Genomic DNA, 18,460 nt, shown 5'->3' on the forward strand with positions numbered 1-18,460 from the left:
TGTCATTCTTGTTTTATAAATAAAGAATCTGCTGGCATACCCTCTGTAAATTTTCATGAACAGCAATTCTCCAATTACTTAGGAAACTTTATAAATAATAACACCACTAATCCTGAGATATATTAAAAACAGCAATAATGCAACAATGCAAATCGTACCGATTGAAGCTAAAACATTAAGGATTTTATTTGCTTTTGTACTGAACAGCTTACTAAATACCATATAAACTCCAACTCCAATAATTCCACCTAATGTATTTCCCATAAAGTCAGTTATATCGCTAGCTCCTATTGCAAAGATGAATTGCAATCCTTCAAATAACAAACTAACTCCGGCTATTACTGCAATCTTTTTCAAGAAAGACCAATCTGATTTTAGCATACTGATATAAATTCCAAATGGGATAAATGCAAGTACATTATAGATTATTTCATTAAAATCTATCTGATTATTAACATTAGCTGAACCAGCAAAAGGGATTAAGTTGATCTCCCTAAAATCCGGCAAGCCTTGAAATGAAAATTGCATTTTAAAGACTATAATCCATGTTAATGCTAATAAATATACGGCCAACAAGCCAGCAGTTAACTTATTTTGATTGTTTTTTGATTTTTCCATATAAACCCCCAATTCCTAATTCATTTTCAAATTTATAACCTATGCTTTAACCTACTTTACACTATGCTATCATCTCCGAAAATTTTTCAGATTTGATCCTCTTAATCTTGGGATATCGGTAATATCTTAAGAATAAAAGCTAATGCAAAAACCAATAAAAATCCCCACTTTTTCATTTTTAGTCTCCTCGATGAAGTAACTTGTTTATAGGATAGGAAAAACTTTTAAAATAAAAAGTGGGGTAAACATTAAATTTTCCTTAAATTTTTACTTGGATTTTATTATTAATCTTTTTAGGAATCCGCCATTGGCAATTGTGTCTTTAAAATAAAATTGCGATGTTTGAAGATAGATGCGAAGTTTTGTATAAAGTTGTGATACTTTATCTTTTCAATTAAAGATTTCTAGATGAGTTTTGATTAAACTTTTTGAAAACGGAGAGTACATTCAAAAAGAAAGGAAACCATTTTGATCCCTTTTATTGCTTGGGGTTTACAGAAAACTTTTAATCAAACTTTATTCAAATAATTGATTGATTTTGACATACCGCCAGAGAAATTGTAATCACGCCGATAAAGGTGTTCCGAGAAGAATCGCTTTTCTTAATGAACGAACGTGGGCAGGTTAGTTGAATAACAATTGCAGAACTCAGTATGAAATCCTTACTTCAATGCAGGATGTAAGGATTTTTTTGTTGAATGAATAAAAATAGAATATTATGGAATTTTCGTGTGAATAGGAGAGGTTAATATGTCGTTTATGATGGTAAAAAAAGAATTTAAGCTGGTTGGATTAAAAGGTAGTGGGGAGTTTGTTAACTTTGGTAATGAAGTACCCTTGCGTGCAAAGCAACTATTAAGTCGCTCAAACGAAATACTAAATCCAACAGAGAACGAAATTGCATTATTTGAGCCTAAAAAGGATGAGGAGCATAGGATAGGTCATTATTATGTAGGGTTAATTGTGAGTGAAAAATTATATGAAGTACCAACAGGTATGGATTATATTGAAATAAATAAAAGTTTCATAACTACAAGAGGGAATATATCTAATTTGGGAGAACTTCATTTGAATTTATTGAATTGGGCAGAAGAACAAGGTTATCAAAGAGATCTCGATTCTTATATTATCGAGACATATCACCTTATGGGGGAATGCAATGAAGAAGTACAGATTTATTTACCAATTCAGGCTTAAAAGACAAATCAAAAATCTTCTTCAACAAACGGGGCAGGATAGTTGAAGAACAGGTATGATATAAGTAGTGGGGTGTTTGTATGAAATATACTTGTCCTTGTTGCGGTTATAAAACATTAGAGGAAGAACCGCCTGGAACATATGATATTTGCAGTATTTGTTTTTGGGAAGATGATGGAGTTCAACATAGTGATCCAGATTATGACGGTGGTGCTAACAACCCTTCTTTAAGGCAAGCACAAAAAAATTATCTTGTGTTTGGAGCTTGTGAGGATGGGTGTATTGAGTTTGTAAGAAAACTTAATGAGAAAGACGTAAAAGACCCTGTTTGGAAACCCTTAATTTAATGGAATTCTTCAACAATCGGGTGCATTAGCTGAAGATCGGAGCTGTCTTTAAGGCAGCTTTTTCTTATGGAACTAAAGGGGTAGGTTAGTTGAAGAAGACCCGTTTGCTTTATGGTATAGTTTATTAAATTCAGTTTGTAGTTTATGGGGGAAATTTAGTGTCAAAGTAAGTTGAAATATGTAATGGGATTGTTTTTTGAAAAAAGAGAAAGTACTAAAACATTTATACTGATTAGATATTTAATGACAATAGTAATGAGCTTAATTTTAATATTATGTATAATTAATGATTTTAATTTTAATTTCATAAAAAATATATTTATATCTTTTATTAGAATTGGTTCAATAATTGATGGATTTGAAAGATTTTCAAAAAAATAAAAATAAGTGGCAGATGTTATTAAATTTTGGTATTGCGTTTATGTGGTTCGTAGTATTTTGGATATAGCATTTATATGTCGTTCGGAACATTTTTTATGGAACAAACGGGGCAGGATAGTTCAAGAGTACATAAGGAGTTGTTCAACAATTGGGCCAGATTGCTGCCTTTACAAAAGGTAAATTAGTTAAGGATAAATAGTGGTGAACCGAAAAGAAGACGCTTTTGAGTGGAGTTATTATTTGGAATTTAATGCATAAGATTGGAACCAATGCCCATTTAAAACGTAAGTAATGTAAAGACTTAAGGTTGGGAGGCATTAGTATGAGGCAGCTTTATATTAAACAGAAGGTATTCAGTCTAAGCGGAAAATTTACAGTAAAGGATCAGCAGGAGAAGGATATATATTACGTGGAGGGAAGTTTTATGCAAGTTCCGAAGACTTTCTCCATTATGAATACAGCAAGAGATGAAGTAGCACTCATTACGAAAAAGGTGTTCAGCTTTTTACCAAAGTTTTTGGTTGAGGTGAATGGTAGAGAGGTATTAACAATAAAGAAGGAATTTTCCTACTTAAAAGCACGATATACAATTGATGCGGCAGGCATTGAAGTACATGGTAATTGGTGGGATATGGATTTTCAAGTTTTACAGCATGGTAAAATCGTAGGTAAAGTGGGCAAGGAGTGGTTCACTTGGGGCGATAGCTACAAGGTTCAAATAATAGATGAAGAGATGGAAACGATTATTATTGCACTTGTTGTTGCAATTGATTGTGTGAAGGCTGATCAAGCAGCTGCTTCCTCAGCATCGTCGATTTAAAATAGAAGTGTAAAATTAAAAGGCTGACAGTTTTTGTAAAATCACGACTTGAACAGTTACGGTGAACTGTATCCTAATTAAATGACAAGGCCATGTGGTGGAAAAAGGTAAAACCTTGTTGAACGAACAGGTGCGTTAGCTGAAGATATAAGGGATACTGTTAAGTGACATTAAAGTCGGTAAAAAACGTCAGTCCTGTTATTCCATTAAAGGGCCGGATTTTAGAGGATTGGAAAATTTTAGGGATTAGAAGAAGGGAAGCTATGTATAATTAGTGATGTAAGTTTATGCTTTTTATGTAATAATTATTTTGTAGAAATGTAAAGTTACAATTCATACATAGTGAAGGTGGGGATCATAATGGCAACGGGAACGCATACTGTAGTAGTTCCAGCAGATGTACAAGCAGTTTGGGATTATGTCAGTGATCTCGAAAAATGGGCAACGACAGTACCAGCCTATAAAGAACATGAAATCATAAATGACAAGCAATCTATTTGGACATTTGAAGGTAGCGTGAAAGGTATTAAAAAAACAATACAAGCGCAGGTAGATATTACCGAATGGAATGAACCTTCAAACATTAAGTTTGAACTAAAAGGTTTATCAGATAATTTTACAGGAAGCGGTCACTTTACTGCAGAAGATGTTAATGGTAAAACAATAATGACTTGTACGGTTGAAATCCATGCAGGCGGATTATCTGGTGCGGTGTTAACACCAATTATTAAATGGGCTGTTCCAAAAGTAGCATCTCGTTTAACAGAATCTATCGCACGAAAAATTGCAGTATTCTCATAGTTTTCAAAGATTGAAAGCCAATTCATTTTGGAGATGCCTTCTCGGTATAGATGGTAACATTCCGAAGTAACCAATATAATGATATCGAGCGCTACTAGAAATTTTATAATAGCGGAAAGGGGGCTGTCCAAAAGGATGGCCTCTTTTTTTCAATATTCCATAATCGCTTTTCTTAATGAACTACCATGAAAATAAGTTTCTTTAAAAATGAAAAATGAAAATACTTAAGAAGACCCTGCTCAATCGTTTAAAAAAAAGAGGAGAGCGTTAATTAATTAGTCTATAGATTAGGGTTGACTGGATTAAGGTCAGTATCAGTATTGACACTTCCTAACCATTTTCATTCTTTGTGGTGAATCGCCGATTTTTGCGATTCATGGATGGCTAACGGGGCAGGATAGTTAGAGAGTGCTGTTTGACCTCTGTTCAACAATTGGGCCAGATAATTGAGCAATAAAATAAGTTATTAGATTGTCTTTCAAACTCTATCACTCTTACAGCGATTTCATAAATTCTAACATTGTGTAATGAAACTTATGTTACTTTATTAATGGAGGTGACATTTATGAAAAACAAACCAATCTATGTGGAAATTCCAATTCAGGCAACTATAGACGAAGTATGGCGTATGACTCAAAAGCCTGAACTACATGAACAATGGGATTTGCGTTTTTCTTCTATTACCTATTTACCGAAAAAATCAGAAGATGAACCGCAATCCTTTTTATATGAAACGAAATTGGGATGTTGGGTAAAAGTCGCTGGCTGGGGTAAAAGTATCGGTACGCATAATAAGAAGGATGGTTCAAAGACATCTTCTCTTCACTTTGGTACCGATCAAAAAATTTCGCCAATTTGTGAAGGTAAAGGATATTGGCAGTATATTCCGACAGATAACGGAACCACATTTCTCACCCAATATGACTATGATGTACGTTATGGTTTATTTGGACGGCTTTTAGACATCTTTTTTCGGCCAATCATGGGGTGGGCAACAGCTCTAAGCTTTGATGTGCTAAAACGCTGGATCGAAAAGGGGGAATCGCCACGATCACAGTATGTACGTTTCATTATTAACGCTATAGTAACAATGCTCTTTTTCTTTGTTTGGCTTTATCATGGGCTAATACCGAAGATGATTGCCAAACATCCTGAGGAAGTATCGATGCTATCTAGTTTAACTTCTTTGGAGGGGACTGCTGCTGTAAAGGGTGTAGGGATAATAGGCGTTCTCGAGATTTTATTTGCAGTGGTATGGCTTCTTTATCGTAAGAAAAGACATTTACTTGTTCTGCAGATGATTGCTTTTCCAGTATTGACCATTAGTGCCTTGGTCGCTAGTCCTTCATTCTCATTACACCCGTTTAACCCTATTACATTTAATGCTAGTCTGTGGGTTCTTTCCATTATTAGCTTCTTACTCGCAACTGATTTGCCATCGGCAACAAGTTGCAAGCGTACGAGAAAGGGTGAATCATAATGACAATCTACCAAGACCTCTTAGGTGAGGATTTTCAAAGACTTCATCCTAAGCTACAAGAGCGTTATGCCCTATCAATTGATAAACCGTTTAATGGGGTCGGAACGATGTCAAAGATTGAAACGGGGGCTTTCTGGCTAAAACCCTTTTTAAAATTAGCAACACGCTGGAAATTTCTTTTCCCCGAAAATGGGAAGGAAATACCGTTTTCAATCAAAAATACCTGTAGATCATTGCCGACTGGTGAGGCAGAAATATATTGGGAGCGTACTTTTTATTTTGAAGAGATTACTCGGCATTTTAATGCGTTTATGACGGTTGATACAAAGCGTAGAGTTGTGAAGGATTATTTAGGGGAGCCGAGCTTATTTTATTCGGATTTAAAATTTGCGGTGACACCTGAAGGGCACATTCACATTTGCTCTGGTCTTCAACGTATCGTTATAGGTAACCTAGAGTTTCCAATTCTTCGGTTATTGGAAGGAGTTGTGAACGTTGAGGAAGGGTACGATGATGCCCGAGAAGTATTTACGATTCAAGTCGATATACGAAACCGAATCGTAGGAAGGTTGATGGCTTATGAAGGCGAATTTAAGGAGCAGACTGTTTAGTTCAATCACCATTGCAGGTGTGTTCTTTTTCATAGTAAGCAGCATTTTGACATCTGAACCCTATTTGTTAATGCTGACAGCTGCACAGTTGATTTTCGTGCCACTTATGCTCCAGCTACTATTAGAAACAAAGAAGAAACATATTATTTTCAATTGGATTGCTATGCTCTCCATCTTATTATTGCAAGTTGTCCCATCAAGTACAGGACAGATGGTACTCGCTTTCATTTATATGATTTTAACCTTTTTTGTGGCGTGTTATGGGCTAAAGCGGTTTTTTCAGCGTGGTTTTACAAATTGGGCAGAAATATCGATTGATATCGGGATGATGTATTTATTTGTAGGCGGACTATGGTTCTTTGCTTATATTGCGGGAATTGATACAGGTTTTAGTCCACTAATCACTTGGTTAACAGCTATTCATTTTCATTACTCTGCCTTTTTATTGCCCATATCTCTTGGGTTTTTTGGACGCTTACACGATTCAACATGGTATCGATTAATTGTGCCAATTATTTTAGCAGGTCCCATGCTCGTCGCCATTGGCATTTCATTTTCGCCGTTACTGGAATTCCTCTCTGTGTTGCTTTACATATTTGCCATTTACACCTTAATCGTACTTGCATACCGAACACGATTCCTTTCACACTTGCAGACGATATTGATACGGCTTTCATTCAGTGCACTAGGCATCACAATCTTATTTTCATTGCTTTATGCGACAAATAATTCGTTTGGACTTTGGTTTGTTAGTATTGATTTTATGCTAAAATTTCATGGCTTATTTAACTGTTTAATTTTTGGCATGTTAGGCGTACTAGGTTGGGTGCTTGTGCCTCCTGAAACGAAGCAGGATGTCTGGAATTTCCCAGTGAGCCGAATTCGAGGTGCGTTAAAAGGAGAAGGCAAGCAGCACCCAGGACTAGTGGATGAACTAAGTGATTTTGTTGATATCAAAACTTTACCAAAAACAATCGTCCATTTTTATGAGAACACAGATCAGTATCGGTTATTTGCTTCTGTAAAATGGGCAACATGGTTTAAACCGTTTGCGGTGTGCTACAAATTGATAAGTACAAAACTACAGCAGTTGAACCTGCCCATCTCAAGTAAACGTACTGAAATGACATATAAAATACGTGCTGTTGATCAAACGCTAGATGGGAGGAAAAATCCACGCGCATGGATTCGCCAGGTGAAGGAGAATACCGTATTTGTGGCCATTTATTCTCAGCATAAAACGGAGGGCAGGACGTATATGAATATAGCACTTCCTCTTCCTTATTCGTCAATGATTGGTATTTTACAGCTTGACGCTATCGATGGCTCTCTTTTTCTTTCGAGCGAGGGAGAAAGTGACTCTGGTATTTATTTAGCAGCTGGCAAAGCGCTTTTCAAGCTTCCATTATCCGAGCACTTTTTAATTAATGAAACAATTGCGGGAATACTCACAGCACATCACAAAATGCGAATTTTTGGCATTCCTTTCTTACATATTGATTACACCATAAATCAAAAATGATGGTGTAGGGTATTAATGCTTATTTGGAGGGATTTAAAGACGTGAAATTCAATAATTGGATGAATTGGAGGATAATGGTTTTTCTAATTATTTATACAATCATTGATACGACTTATTCCATTAAAGTGCGCGATTCTTTAAAAAGGATCGCTTTTCTTAATGAACTAACAGGCCAGGTTAGTTGAAGAAGGATTTTGTTTTTACGTTAAACTGTATACAGTTTAACGGTTTTAGGAGGTGAATATGATGAAACGTGCGATAGGAATATTTCTTACTCTTTCTTCTTTACTAACATACTTCATTGTGGACATACTTTATGATCCTGTTGAGAATAAAATAACAACAACAGATATGAATTCAGGAGTTACAACAGCAACAGTACTATATCAATATCCTTTGATGTATTGGGTAATTTGTGTCATTTTAATAATTACTTTTATTCTTGGAATTTACTTTATTCTAGCAAAGGAAAAGCAATATGAGGAACGTCCACTCTGTGATACTCCGGAATATACTAGAAATAAGTGAATCGAACTAATGGGTGCTTTACTTCAATAAGGGAGTTGCTTGGGCAGCTCTTTTTCGTTATGGAGCTAAAGGGGCAGGATAGTTGAAGTAAAGGAAACTTTTTCCATTACTATTCGTATAAAAAATAATAAGAAACAAAGTTGTCCTTGGGAGGTGTAAAGGTGGATTACGGATTATTGGTTATTGGTATAGCTCTTTTACTTGTGTCTTACTTAGTAGCTGTGAAAAAACAAACCTGGTTGTTAGCTGGATTTAATGAAAAAATGATTAAAAATAAGTCTTTGTTAGGTACAGTAACAGGTGGAGTTTTTTTTCTTCCTTTTGGATTGTTAGCAGTTATCAATAGTTTCATTGACTATCCTTATGAAGGAACGGTTCTTATAATTGCTATGTTGGTTCTATTAACAATTACGTACGTATTTATCAATAGAAGATTACTCGATTAATGCAATGAACGGGTGCGTTAGCTAAAGATCGGAGCTGTCTTAAGGCAGCTTTTTCTTATGGAACTAAAGGGGCAGTTTAGTTGAAAAAAAGACGCGTTTTTGCTGGTGGTTACCCCTAATGCCCATGAAGTCCGTGGCTCTTTAAACAAACATACTGCCGCCGTACGAGCATATCGCCAGGCTTGACCATGCCGCCGCTGCAATCTGGCCTGGTCAAGCCTGCTCACTATCCTGTTTTTAGTCCGCCCATTCAACATCGGTCGTGAACACAATTGTTAACCATCGATCAGTACTTTCCTCGCCGATGGCATTACCGATTTCATCACGGATTGCGTCCCACTCTTCAAGGCATTTTGCCGGCCACCCGCCAGGTACAATAAAGTATAGTTCAATTTGCTTTCCCCGACCAACCTTTGCGACGTAAGCTCGGTAAGAAACGAAGCCGTAGCGCTTCACAAAGTCCCGTGCGACCTCGTCCACATGCTGCTTGAGTGATTGAGGGGTGATCAGCAGGACATCCGCCAAGGCCCGCTTTACCGTTGAAATCGGCAGCGGAATAATTACCAAACAGATCAGCACAAGTACTGCAGGATCAATATAGGGTGTAAGCCATTCCAAATTCGTTCCTTCAAAAGCGTATCCGATGCAAAACGCGATCAAGAGCGCAGCAGTGATGCCACCGGTCATCATCCAAGCCTTAGCGTCAAGGGCAACAAAATCCGAGCTAAGTGTCTTGTTTACGCGTGTTTCGAAAATCGCCATAGAACAGCAAGCGATCATCGTCACAACGGCATAGACGATGGCGAAACCGAACTCGAGATTGCGGCCGCCCGTCAGAAGACTACCAATTGCATTAATCAACGCATAAACGGCCGCCGCCATGAGCATGACACCGTTGAGACCAAGGACGATTGGCTCCAAGTGCCAAAATCCCATTGTGAAGCGTTCACTCAATTTACCATTCTGTCTATTGGGTGCAGTGGACGAGGTAATCAACTTTGAGACAATGAGCGCCAAGACGCTCATGATTGCATCGGTCAGAGAATAGAACCCATCAAAGGTGATAGAGAACGAACCTGATAGCAGGCCGAAAATGATTCCAAAGCAAGCAACGAAGATAGTAACGCCAATGGAGGCGCGAAGTATTCTTTGTTCGGTATTCAATTTTTCTCCCCCTAGGATTGCAGCCAGAATAGCCGTAGTAGCGTTTCCTCTACTGGACGCCTACTTTAAGTGAAAACATCGCCATTATCTGCTCTTTAATATAATCTCCCAACCTTTCAAGTATCATTTTTGTCTTAAGGTTCAGTGTTTATACACCCTAAAACTTTCGTGTTCTTGACTGGTTTTTGGTTTATAAAAATCGATTAGTCTAATTTGCCTCGAACAGAGATAACTTAAAACTACTTTAAATATGATAAACGGTGTGCAACCATTGATTTAACAGTGATTGTCAATTTATCATACACAAATTATTACATAAATGGACATAGAGTGGAAGAGTTGGTTGACTAAAAGGTACATGGTATGCAAAAAGTGCCTTGGAGCATTGAATTAGCTGAGCCTATGAGATTAAAAAGACGAATTAATAAAAGGAGTTAAGGTATCATGAATGGAGTTGGATTTAACTCAAACTCCAGTTAAGGATCGTCAAGATTGCAATCTTGAAGTTGGCAATGAAATTAAAATACATTTAACTAAAACTAAGTAGGCGCGTGCTTCCTTGATTCTTTAGTAAAAAGCTTCATGTTACTAACTGTTCAAATTAGCGGTGCTCTACATTAATAATTGAGGTTGCATATGCAGGCTTTTTCTTTTCATATGGCAATAACGGGGAAGGTTCAAACAAGAGATTGAATCTTTGTGAAAATTATGTGGGAGTGGATGGGAAAGAGTATATTCTGAGTATCAGGTTACATTTACCTGTGCAATTCTGACGATAATGCTGTAGCGATCGGTGTATTCTGCATTGTTATGAATGCTATATTGGTTTAATGCTGTAGTACAAAGAAGAGATTACGGTTATATGTTAATTTCCTATGTACAACGTACCTTTTAATGGGAATAAGAAGTGCAGGTATGGGGCGCCATCAGAAAGTAGATTGACCATATAGATAATTAATGGCGTTGTTCTGTATAATGCTGACGGTATCCCATGTAGGATATTTACCTGACGCCACCCTTAAATAAAAATAGAATTACTTTGTGTAAGTTTTGAGAGGATAAAATAGAATGTAAACCCTTGGAAAAGTGGTGTTTTTTTATAATAGGGGGGTAATCTCTGTCTTGTTCAGTTCATTTCAATAGTGGACTACTTAGTTGGAGAATCTGAATTGATTATTCGTAAAAGTGCACGTTTATGAACGGTTTTTTTTATGAAAAAGGTTTTATTTCAACGTTTCGCTAAAGTCAAATACTTCTAAAACGTTCGACTTTGATTAGATTGGCGAAAATCCGGTTGAATTCAAAAAGCTTGCATTATTTATTATTATTATTATAAAATACTTGTATACAAGTGTACTTGAACTCTATAAGAAGGTGAATTTATGGCTGAATCAAAGGAATTTCTTTATCCTGTAAAATGGCTTTCAAAAGCTTCAGCTGGTGATCGCGTTACATCCGAGCTTAGAATGCGTATTATTTCGGGGATGATTGAAAGCGGTGCCATCCTTTCTGAAAATAAATTAGCTGCTGATTTCGGTGTAAGCCGCTCACCCGTTCGTGAAGCGTTAAAAATCCTGGCCTCTGAAAATATCATCCGATTAGAAAGAATGGGTGCGGTTGTCATTGGTTTAACAGAAAAAAAGTATGCAGAAATTTATGATGTACGTATTCTCATCGAAACGTTTGTATTTGAACGTCTAGTGAGGATGAACACGAATGAATTAGTAATGGAACTTAGTAAAATATTGGAAATGATGAAAGTGTCCATAAAATACCTGGATGCGGATGAGTTTTCCTATCAGGATGTTCTATTCCACGAAACGATCATTCGCTCCATCGATCATTCCTACATTCTGATGATCTGGGATAATTTAAAACCTGTAATGGAAAGTTTGATTCTTCTATCCATGCGCAGTCGTTTTAAAGAAAAGTATGAGGACTTTACACGGATCATAAATAATCATCAGCTTTATATTGATGCGATCAAAACAAAGGATCGAGACATCATGATTAAGTCGTTACATGAAAACTTTGATGATGTTCAAGGAAAAGTTGAAGACTTATGGATGGCTCAACAGATGCTTTCAAAAGGAGTCGAACAAGAAAATGACTAGCTATATGTTAGGAGTAGACATCGGTACAACAAGTACAAAAGCTGTATTATTCACGAAAAAAGGCGATGTCATCCAGCAAGAGAATATTGGCTATCCTCTTTACACACCGGATATGACAACGGCGGAACAAGACCCTGAGGAGATTTTCCAGGCTGTTCTGAAAGCCTTTTCAAATATAACGAAGCAGCATCCAGATAAAAAACCATCATTTATTTCGTTTAGCAGTGCGATGCATAGTGTTATAGCTATGGATGAAAACGACCGGCCGCTAACCGCTTGCATCACTTGGGCGGATAATCGCAGTGAAGCTTGGGCCCATAAAATAAAGGATGAATTAGATGGGCATGAAGTTTACAAGCGAACCGGAACACCGATTCACCCGATGTCACCATTATCCAAGATCACCTGGATCGTGAATGATCGCCCGGAGATCGCAACCAATGTTAAAAAGTATATCGGGATTAAAGAATATATCTTTAAAAAGTTCTTTGGCCAATACGTTGTCGATTATTCCCTTGCTTCATCCATGGGCATGTTGAATCTTAAAAACTTGGATTGGGATGAGGAAGCCCTAAGAATTGCTGGAGTAACGCGTGATCAATTATCTGAACTCGTACCGACAACAAAGATCTTTAACAACTGTGACGCGGATTTAGCCAAACAGATCGGGATTGACCCACAAACACCATTTGTCATTGGGGCAAGTGATGGTGTCCTTTCAAATCTAGGTGTAAACGCTATCCGGAAAGGTGAAATCGCTGTCACGATTGGGACAAGCGGTGCGATTCGGACAATTATTGACGAACCGAAAACAGACGAAAAAGGAAGAATCTTTTGCTATGCCTTAACGGAAAAGCATTGGGTGATTGGCGGGCCGGTAAACAATGGCGGGATGGTCCTTCGCTGGATTCGCGATGAATTTGCTTCTTCCGAGGTGGAAACAGCTAAAAGACTCGGAATCGACGCTTATGAAGTCTTGACCAAGATTGCCGAACGGGTAAGACCGGGCGCTGATGGATTGTTATTCCATCCATATCTTGCAGGTGAACGTGCACCATTATGGAATCCGGACGTAAGGGGGTCATTTTTCGGATTAACGCTGTCGCATAAGAAAGAACATATGATTCGAGCGGCCCTAGAGGGAGTCATTTACAATTTATACACCGTATTTTTGGCCTTAACAGAATGCATGGACGGTCCCGTGACCCGAATTCAAGCTACGGGAGGCTTCGCAAGGTCGGCTGTTTGGCGGCAAATGATGTCCGATATCTTCGAATCGGAAGTCGTGGTTCCAGAAAGCTACGAAAGTTCGTGCCTGGGTGCTTGTATATTAGGGTTATATGCAACAGGGGAAATTGATTCCTTCGAAGTGGTTTCTGAAATGATAGGCAATACCCACAAGCACACACCGAAAGCTGATTCTGTAAATGAATACAGGCAGCTGCTGCCGATTTTCATTAACCTATCAAGGGTATTGGAAAACGAATATACACAGATCGCGAATTATCAAAGAAACTTAATAAATGCTGCAAAGTAAAGACATGGGGGGATTACAATGCCATTAGTCATTGTCGCTATAGGAATTGTCGCTTTATTAATTTTAATAATGGGCTTAAAATTAAACACCTTTATTTCCTTGATCATTGTATCGTTTGGAGTGGCTTTAGCACTTGGGATGCCGCTTGACGGAATTGTCAAAACCATTGAAGCTGGATTAGGCGGAACACTTGGCCACTTAGCGTTAATCTTTGGGCTTGGGGCGATGTTAGGTAAGCTGATCGCAGATTCAGGCGGAGCGCAACGCATTGCCATGACCCTCGTTAAGAAATTCGGTGAAAAGAATATTCAATGGGCAGTCGTGGCAGCATCATTCATTATCGGTATCGCATTATTTTTTGAAGTGGGATTAGTATTATTGATTCCAATCGTATTTGCGATTTCAAGAGAATTAAAAGTTTCGATATTGTATCTTGGCATTCCAATGGTGGCGGCATTATCCGTAACACACGGTTTCTTACCGCCTCACCCAGGACCGACTGTCATCGCTGGTGAATATGGCGCAGACATTGGTCAGGTTTTACTTTACGGCTTCATCATTGCGGTTCCAACCGTTATTTTAGCTGGACCGATATTTACGAAGATAGCTAAAAGATTAGTACCTGAATCATTTACGAAAACAGGCAGCATTGCCTCTTTGGGGGAACAAAAATCCTTTAAACTTGAAGAAACACCTGGATTTGGAATCAGTGTATTTACTGCATTACTTCCGGTTATATTAATGTCAATTGCTACGATCATCACTTTGTTGCAAAAAACGATGGGATTTGAAGATAATGGTTTACTGGCAGCTATCCGTTTCATTGGTGAAGCCGGTACTTCCATGTTGCTTTCCTTATTATTTGCGGTCTATTCAATGGGAGTGGCAAGAAAGATTCCAATGAAAGATATCATGGAATCTTGTACATCAGCGATCCTGCATATCGGAATGATGCTCTTGATCATTGGGGGCGGCGGAGCCTTCAAACAAGTATTGATCGATGGCGGTGTAGGTGACTATGTAGCTGAATTATTCAAAGGAACATCATTATCACCAATCCTGCTTGCCTGGATCATCGCGGCAATCCTGCGTATTTCATTGGGATCTGCTACAGTTGCTGCCTTGACGACAGCTGGTTTGGTTATTCCGATGTTAGGTCAGACGGACGTTAACCTTGCTCTGGTCGTACTTGCAACAGGGGCGGGAAGTTTAATCGCTTCACACGTTAACGATGCTGGTTTCTGGATGTTTAAAGAGTATTTTGGCTTAAGCATGAAAGAAACATTCGCAACATGGACTTTGCTTGAGACGATCATATCAGTAGCTGGATTAGGATTCATTCTATTACTAAGCTTATTTGTATAGGCTTTCCCGGCAGTAAATCCCCGACTTATGGCAGGGATTTACTGCCTATTATTCTTACATAAGAAGGAGCAGAAATAATGTTCAATACAATTGGTGTCATTGGTTTAGGGGTAATGGGCAGTAATATCGCGTTAAATATGGCTAATAAAGGAGAAAAAGTAGCTGTCTATAATTACACAAGAGATTTAACGGATCAGCTTGTTGCTGAATTGGACGGTCAGTCAATCCTTCCGTATTACGAAATCCAAGATTTCGTTCAGTCACTGGAAACGCCAAGAAAGATTTTTCTGATGGTGACTGCGGGTAAACCGATCGACTCGGTGATCACTTCATTACTTCCTCATCTTGAATCGGGCGATATTATCATGGACGGCGGTAACTCCCATTACGAAGATACTGAACGCAGATATGATGAATTGAAATCTAAAGGATTCAGTTATGTAGGAATTGGTATTTCAGGTGGGGAAGTCGGTGCGTTGAAAGGACCTTCAATCATGCCAGGAGGAGATAAGGACGCCTATGAAAAAGTAGCTCCAATCCTGACAAAAATCGCAGCCAAAGTAAATGATGCTCCTTGCTGTACCTATATCGGTCCAAAAGGGGCAGGTCATTTTGTGAAAATGGTACACAACGGGATAGAGTATGCAGATATGCAATTAATCGCCGAAGCATATACATTTTTAAGAGAAAAATTGCATTTAGAGGTTAATGAAATTGCTGACATCTTTGAAACATGGAATCAAGGCGAACTGAAAAGTTATTTAATCGAAATCACGGCCGAAATCTTAAGGAAAAAAGATGAAGTAACGGGCTTGCCATTGATCGATGTGATTCTTGATAAAGCAGGACAAAAAGGCACAGGAAAATGGACCAGCATGCAAGCGATTGATAACGGAATACCAGCATCGATCATTACAGAGTCTTTGTTTGCGCGCTACATTTCCGCTCTAAAAGAAGAACGGGTTCATGCGGAAAACATTCTAACAGGGCCTGAGAACGTTCAGCAAAAATTAGATAAAAATGAGTGGATTGACTATATTAGGCAAGCATTATATATGGGAAAGGTTTGTGCATACGCGCAAGGTTTCACTCAATATAAAATGAGTTCTGAACTTAACGGCTGGGATTTGCCTTTGAAGGATATTGCGCTTATTTTCCGCGGCGGCTGCATCATTCGGGCAGAATTTTTAAACGTCATTAGCGAAGCCTATCAAGAGCAGCCAAATCTGGCGAATTTATTGATTTCACCATATTTCGCTGAAAAGGTTGCAAAGTACCAGGTGGGATTGCGAAAGGTAGTCTGTGAGGGAATAAATTCCGGCATCTCGTTTCCATGTTTAGGCTCTTCACTTACTTATTACGATAGTTATCGAACAGGCATCTCAAATGCTAACCTTTTGCAAGCACAACGTGATTATTTTGGTGCGCATACCTATGAACGACGTGATTTAGCAGGGGTTTTCCACACGAACTGGCAGTGATGGAAAGTGACAAAAGAAATAGTCATTTGTAATACCGTTCATGAAGTTGAAACAGGTATTTTACTTCAAAAAAGAGTTGCTTTGGCAGCTCTTTTTCCTTATGTAACAAAAGGTGCAGGTAGTGGATAAAGGAATTTTAGTTAGGGAAAAAAGATTGATTGCGTTATTTCGAACCATGGGTGAACATCAAAAATAGGAAAAGATTGACGGGCAACAAATAATATTTTTGGGGGAGGTTTAATACTCAGGTTAAGTGGTATATAAATGATATCGGTTTATAGCATATTGTTCCCCCGTTACCTTAATTTTGTAGTCGGGGTTCACAATGAAAGAGTATCGTTTCTTGAATAATGTCGGCAAGTGGCACATATTCTTCTTTTGGATATTACCAAATTATTTCCGCGTGGAAAAGGAGTGATATATCATGAGGCAAATGTGTATTTACTGTTTTAAATGGGCTGACATAGATACGATGACACCAATTTTTGAACAAGGTAGAGAGTTCGTTAATTATTATTGTGAAGATTGTGTTAATGCTGCTATGGATAATTTGTTTAAGCTCCCATACAAACATGCATGCGAACCATCAAGAATCCACTAGCATCAAGATATGCGATTTAATAGTTAAGCGATTGTGCTGGAACAGCATAACGAAAGGCCATCTCAAACGAGAAGGGCTTTTTTTGTTCGGTTTAAAGTTGGAATGGGAAGCATATGTAATCATCGGTGCTTACCTAGCAAGTGAATATCTTAAAAGTTAAAGGCCTCCCACAGTTTACTGAGGGGAGGCCTTTTCTTATCAAGTAATCCGGAGGTTTAACCCTAGTCATTTCAACCCACTTAAACAACATGATCATACCGAATATTATTAAGTGGTACTCATAAGGTAGTATATCTGATTGAGGAAAAATATGAATTCGGATTAGCTTTAAACAATAAAACAGTTAAAGAAACTAAGCATTTAAGGGGAAGATTAACCTGTTAAAGGAATTCTATGTTTGTTATACTCTTGACGCTGATGTTAAGTGGGAGAAAATAAAAAAAGGATTGAGTAGTAAAAAAGAGGATGTTTTACAAGAAGTCTTAAAAAGGATGGAACACTGTGAGTATTTTATAGTGAAAAGTGAAAGTAAGCATCATATTATTCCTACATCTTTAATACGTTATATACGTATTTTTGATAAGAAATAAGTAATCTCACTACTGATATCTTGAAATATAAGTTATGGTTGTATTCTCCTAACAGTCTATCTGGGAGGGGATTTTTCTATGGCAAAAAAGGGCAAACCTTTTCATACATATACAGGGCGAGTATGGTTGGTTAACACTTTTGAAAGGAGTGTAAAGATGAATAAAGAATGGGATGATGGTTTTATTGAGGCATTAATGGTTTCCCTTCAAGACGAAAGAGTCATTGAAAAGATACAAGCAATAGCAGAAGCGGGCTCGTATAGTCAATTGGGGGAGCATAAGGAGCTGCTGAAAGAAAAAGAAAATGAAATAGCAAAACTTCAACAAGAGCTAGCCTCGAAAAAAGCAGAAATTAGTGAGTACCAAATAACGATCCACCATCTAAATGAGAAAATGGAATCCTATTATAATGAATTGCAAAAGAGAAGAGCGGACTATCGGGAAGCAGAAGAACTTTACGAAGCTGTTCAACAATTATCGGAAACCACTAAAAGTTCCTTGAAAGGAATCTTCAAGGGCGGTTCCGTGCAGGAATTTATAGTCTGTGGCGTGCAATATGAAAACATTTCATCTTTGTGGGATTTTATCAAAAACGAGATTATGGAAGGACGGGAGCAGGAAAGAGAGACTTTGCACGCCCTTTTTCTGTTTTTCTTTCAAGAGTACAGTAAAACATACGATACCCCTTTATATAAAATACAGGAAGTGAAAATGAATGAGGTCTTCAGAGAGGACTTGTACATAAGGGCCCTCAATAGCAAAATATCCGGGAACATCATGGACGTCCTGCTGCCAGGATATATAAGCATTAATGGTAAAACCATTAAAAAATCCGTTGTGAGAATCTAGCAGGCGAA

General features: G+C 37.9%; 17 protein-coding genes. 15 read left to right on the top strand and 2 right to left on the bottom strand.

Features of this window, described 5'->3' with window-relative positions; all coding sequences use genetic code 11:
• Positions 1–78 precede the first annotated feature (78 nt).
• Positions 79–618: a VanZ family protein gene (locus tag ACZ9AO_RS22765; RefSeq protein ID WP_476110612.1), complete on the bottom strand. Its 540-nt coding sequence runs from the start codon at positions 616–618 to the stop codon at positions 79–81.
• Between the two features lie 750 nt (positions 619–1,368).
• Between ACZ9AO_RS22765 and ACZ9AO_RS22770 the strand changes: the two genes are divergently transcribed.
• The 9 genes from ACZ9AO_RS22770 to ACZ9AO_RS22810 all read left to right on the top strand — a co-directional run bounded on the left by ACZ9AO_RS22770 (position 1,369) and on the right by ACZ9AO_RS22810 (position 8,751).
• The gene (locus ACZ9AO_RS22770; protein WP_476110614.1) at positions 1,369–1,815 is read left to right on the top strand and encodes a GyrI-like domain-containing protein; all 447 of its coding nucleotides are present in this window, start codon (positions 1,369–1,371) and stop codon (positions 1,813–1,815) included.
• Between the two features lie 80 nt (positions 1,816–1,895).
• Positions 1,896–2,162, top strand: a complete 267-nt coding sequence (locus tag ACZ9AO_RS22775) for a CPCC family cysteine-rich protein (RefSeq protein ID WP_476110616.1) — start codon at positions 1,896–1,898, stop codon at positions 2,160–2,162.
• 703 nt (positions 2,163–2,865) lie between these two features.
• Complete coding sequence (locus ACZ9AO_RS22780; RefSeq protein ID WP_476110618.1) at positions 2,866–3,363, top strand: LURP-one-related/scramblase family protein; 498 nt, start codon at positions 2,866–2,868, stop codon at positions 3,361–3,363.
• Between the two features lie 360 nt (positions 3,364–3,723).
• The gene (locus ACZ9AO_RS22785; RefSeq protein ID WP_048687801.1) at positions 3,724–4,164 is read left to right on the top strand and encodes a CoxG family protein; all 441 of its coding nucleotides are present in this window, start codon (positions 3,724–3,726) and stop codon (positions 4,162–4,164) included.
• Positions 4,165–4,729: 565 nt separating this feature from the next.
• The gene (locus ACZ9AO_RS22790) at positions 4,730–5,644 is read left to right on the top strand and encodes a DoxX-like family protein (protein WP_476110620.1); all 915 of its coding nucleotides are present in this window, start codon (positions 4,730–4,732) and stop codon (positions 5,642–5,644) included.
• Positions 5,644–6,255 (top strand): DUF4166 domain-containing protein, encoded by a 612-nt coding sequence (locus ACZ9AO_RS22795; protein ID WP_476110622.1) that lies wholly within the window; start codon positions 5,644–5,646, stop codon positions 6,253–6,255. The genes ACZ9AO_RS22790 and ACZ9AO_RS22795 overlap by 1 nt, the downstream gene beginning before the upstream one ends.
• Positions 6,224–7,777, top strand: coding sequence for a YndJ family protein (locus ACZ9AO_RS22800; protein WP_476110624.1), 1,554 nt, complete (start codon positions 6,224–6,226; stop codon positions 7,775–7,777). The genes ACZ9AO_RS22795 and ACZ9AO_RS22800 overlap by 32 nt, the downstream gene beginning before the upstream one ends.
• A gap of 246 nt (positions 7,778–8,023) precedes the next feature.
• On the top strand, positions 8,024–8,305 hold the full coding sequence (locus tag ACZ9AO_RS22805) for a hypothetical protein (RefSeq protein ID WP_476110626.1): 282 nt from the start codon (positions 8,024–8,026) through the stop codon (positions 8,303–8,305).
• Between the two features lie 161 nt (positions 8,306–8,466).
• Positions 8,467–8,751: a DUF3784 domain-containing protein gene (locus tag ACZ9AO_RS22810; RefSeq protein WP_251542872.1), complete on the top strand. Its 285-nt coding sequence runs from the start codon at positions 8,467–8,469 to the stop codon at positions 8,749–8,751.
• A gap of 237 nt (positions 8,752–8,988) precedes the next feature.
• Here the strand turns inward: ACZ9AO_RS22810 and ACZ9AO_RS22815 are convergent, their stop codons facing one another.
• The gene (locus ACZ9AO_RS22815) at positions 8,989–9,915 is read right to left on the bottom strand and encodes a cation diffusion facilitator family transporter (RefSeq protein WP_476110628.1); all 927 of its coding nucleotides are present in this window, start codon (positions 9,913–9,915) and stop codon (positions 8,989–8,991) included.
• A 1,382-nt stretch (positions 9,916–11,297) separates the two neighbouring features.
• On the opposite strand from ACZ9AO_RS22815, the gene ACZ9AO_RS22820 reads away from it, so the two are divergent.
• From ACZ9AO_RS22820 to ACZ9AO_RS22845, 6 genes are all read left to right on the top strand, one after another.
• The gene (locus ACZ9AO_RS22820) at positions 11,298–12,029 is read left to right on the top strand and encodes a GntR family transcriptional regulator (RefSeq protein ID WP_048687535.1); all 732 of its coding nucleotides are present in this window, start codon (positions 11,298–11,300) and stop codon (positions 12,027–12,029) included.
• Positions 12,022–13,566, top strand: coding sequence for a gluconokinase (gntK, locus tag ACZ9AO_RS22825; protein WP_251542876.1), 1,545 nt, complete (start codon positions 12,022–12,024; stop codon positions 13,564–13,566). Before ACZ9AO_RS22820 ends, gntK begins: the two co-directional genes overlap by 8 nt.
• 18 nt (positions 13,567–13,584) lie before the next feature.
• Entirely contained in the window at positions 13,585–14,931 is a 1,347-nt protein-coding gene (locus ACZ9AO_RS22830; RefSeq protein ID WP_251542878.1) for a GntP family permease, read from the top strand.
• A 77-nt stretch (positions 14,932–15,008) separates the two neighbouring features.
• A complete protein-coding gene (gene gnd / locus ACZ9AO_RS22835; protein ID WP_318292635.1) occupies positions 15,009–16,412 on the top strand; it encodes a decarboxylating NADP(+)-dependent phosphogluconate dehydrogenase in 1,404 nt (467 codons plus the stop codon).
• A gap of 6 nt (positions 16,413–16,418) precedes the next feature.
• Positions 16,419–16,541, top strand: a complete 123-nt coding sequence (locus ACZ9AO_RS22840; protein WP_285856618.1) for a hypothetical protein — start codon at positions 16,419–16,421, stop codon at positions 16,539–16,541.
• 1,218 nt (positions 16,542–17,759) lie between these two features.
• Entirely contained in the window at positions 17,760–18,452 is a 693-nt protein-coding gene (locus tag ACZ9AO_RS22845) for a hypothetical protein (protein WP_476110632.1), read from the top strand.
• Positions 18,453–18,460 lie beyond the last annotated feature (8 nt).

It is taken from the genome of Peribacillus sp. TE19612 (genome assembly GCF_056279465.1).

Excerpts from the sequence above, each read along its gene's own strand:
- ACZ9AO_RS22775 (WP_476110616.1), top strand. The coding sequence starts at position 1,896 with ATGAAATATACTTGTCCTTGTTGCGGTTATAAAACATTAGAGGAAGAA.
- ACZ9AO_RS22795 (WP_476110622.1), top strand. The coding sequence starts at position 5,644 with ATGACAATCTACCAAGACCTCTTAGGTGAGGATTTTCAAAGACTTCAT.
- ACZ9AO_RS22770 (WP_476110614.1), top strand. The coding sequence starts at position 1,369 with ATGTCGTTTATGATGGTAAAAAAAGAATTTAAGCTGGTTGGATTAAAA.
- ACZ9AO_RS22765 (WP_476110612.1), bottom strand. The coding sequence starts at position 618 with ATGGAAAAATCAAAAAACAATCAAAATAAGTTAACTGCTGGCTTGTTG.
- ACZ9AO_RS22800 (WP_476110624.1), top strand. The coding sequence starts at position 6,224 with ATGAAGGCGAATTTAAGGAGCAGACTGTTTAGTTCAATCACCATTGCA.
- ACZ9AO_RS22805 (WP_476110626.1), top strand. The coding sequence starts at position 8,024 with ATGAAACGTGCGATAGGAATATTTCTTACTCTTTCTTCTTTACTAACA.
- ACZ9AO_RS22780 (WP_476110618.1), top strand. The coding sequence starts at position 2,866 with ATGAGGCAGCTTTATATTAAACAGAAGGTATTCAGTCTAAGCGGAAAA.
- ACZ9AO_RS22790 (WP_476110620.1), top strand. The coding sequence starts at position 4,730 with ATGAAAAACAAACCAATCTATGTGGAAATTCCAATTCAGGCAACTATA.
- ACZ9AO_RS22845 (WP_476110632.1), top strand. The coding sequence starts at position 17,760 with ATGAATAAAGAATGGGATGATGGTTTTATTGAGGCATTAATGGTTTCC.
- ACZ9AO_RS22785 (WP_048687801.1), top strand. The coding sequence starts at position 3,724 with ATGGCAACGGGAACGCATACTGTAGTAGTTCCAGCAGATGTACAAGCA.
- gntK (WP_251542876.1), top strand. The coding sequence starts at position 12,022 with ATGACTAGCTATATGTTAGGAGTAGACATCGGTACAACAAGTACAAAA.
- ACZ9AO_RS22820 (WP_048687535.1), top strand. The coding sequence starts at position 11,298 with ATGGCTGAATCAAAGGAATTTCTTTATCCTGTAAAATGGCTTTCAAAA.
- gnd (WP_318292635.1), top strand. The coding sequence starts at position 15,009 with ATGTTCAATACAATTGGTGTCATTGGTTTAGGGGTAATGGGCAGTAAT.
- ACZ9AO_RS22830 (WP_251542878.1), top strand. The coding sequence starts at position 13,585 with ATGCCATTAGTCATTGTCGCTATAGGAATTGTCGCTTTATTAATTTTA.